Annotated in this window: 2 protein-coding genes; both read left to right on the plus strand. The window is 67.7% G+C overall.

The features are described 5' to 3' along the window. Positions 1-274 precede the first annotated feature (274 nt). Positions 275-1,075 (plus strand): MlaA family lipoprotein, encoded by an 801-nt coding sequence (locus HUK84_RS18020; RefSeq protein WP_176641472.1) that lies wholly within the window; start codon positions 275-277, stop codon positions 1,073-1,075. Between the two features lie 104 nt (positions 1,076-1,179). Further along, the coding region (locus HUK84_RS18025; protein ID WP_218064451.1) for a hypothetical protein at positions 1,180-1,444 on the plus strand (265 nt) is incomplete at its 3' end.

Genomic DNA, 1,444 nt, shown 5'->3' on the forward strand with positions numbered 1-1,444 from the left:
CTGCGCCGGCGGCGTCACGGGCGGGCCGCCCCCGGGCCCCGAGCCGGTCGAGATGGAAACAGCCGCGAGGGGCGCATGCACCCCGTTGCGTTCCGGCGGAGATCTGCCTGAAGGCAGCCTTATCGGCCGCCTGCCCGACAATCCGCGCCGCGCCTTTTGTCACCGCCGACACATTATGGGAGCGCCGAAACAAGGCCGACATCACGGCGGGAATGGCCGCTGGTAGTGTCCGCACCGCAACAACGGCCCCGTTGCCGGCACCAGGAGTCCCACGATGCGGCTTTCCCCACGTACCGCCTGCCAGACCACGATCATCGCCCTGCTGTCGCTGGGCGCGCTTGGCGGCTGCGCAAGCCGCGGCGAACAGGGTGGCGAGAACGACCCTTTCAGGCCGACCAACCGGACGATCTTCTCGGGCAACCTGTTCGTGGACCGGCATGCGCTGCGCCCCGTCGCGCGGGCCTATGCCGACGACGTGTCGCACGGGGTGCGCGGCGGCATTCATAATTTCCTGTCCAACCTCAATACGCCGGTCATCCTGATCAACGACCTGGCGCAGGGCAACCTGTCGCGCGGCTGGAACACCACCAAGCGGTTCGTCATCAACACCACCGTGGGCGGACTGGGCGTGTTCGAGGTCGCGGACGGTTGGGGCATGCCGTACCACAATGCCGATTTCGGGCAGACGCTCGGCGTCTGGGGCGTTTCTCCTGGCCCGGACGTCCAGTTGCCGCTCTTCGGCTTCTCGAACCTGCGCGATGCGGGCGGCCGCGTCGTCGACGCGTTCCTGAACCCGCTTTCGGTGGCGTCCGCCGGGACCAGCAATGCGGCGATCATGGCCCTGAACGTGACGAAATCCGGGCTGGGCATGGTCGACGGACGCGCCCGGACGCTGCCGGTCACCGACCAGGTCGAGCGGAATTCGCTGGATGAATATGCCACCCTGACCAGCCTGTACAGCCAGAGCCGCACCGCGTTCGTCAAGGACGGCAAGGCGGGGTTCGTTCAGCCCGAGGCGACGCGCATCGTGGCGCGGAATGCCGCGATCGGGCAAACCGGCAATGGCGCGGACTGACCACGGGCGCGTGCCCGGCATGATAGACTCGGCTGATCCGGACAGGATGAACCGGGCATGGGCGTGCGACGCGCCCGCGGGAAAGGCCAGGAGAGAATGAAAAGATGACGCTCGGCCATCGTCTCGACACGATTACGGGCCGGATCGCGATGACGATCGTCGTCGCGATCCTGGCGGCCATGACGCTCTATATGGTCATCGTCGACAATGTTCCCGACTGGTCGCGCCCGGCGCTGGTCGATACCGGCGTTCTGGATCAGGCGGCGACGGTGGTCCGCCTGATCGCCGCGATGCCCGACAGCCAGAAACCGGCGCTGGCCGCCGCCGCCGCGACCGCGTCCTATACGGTCGCCTGGAAGGCCGCCCCTT

The sequence above is a fragment of the Nguyenibacter vanlangensis genome, from assembly GCF_013376155.1.
In the GTDB taxonomy this organism is placed as follows: domain Bacteria; phylum Pseudomonadota; class Alphaproteobacteria; order Acetobacterales; family Acetobacteraceae; genus Gluconacetobacter; species Gluconacetobacter vanlangensis.

Coding starts and splice junctions, on each gene's coding strand:
- HUK84_RS18020 (WP_176641472.1), top strand. CDS start 275: ATGCGGCTTTCCCCACGTACCGCCTGCCAGACCACGATCATCGCCCTG.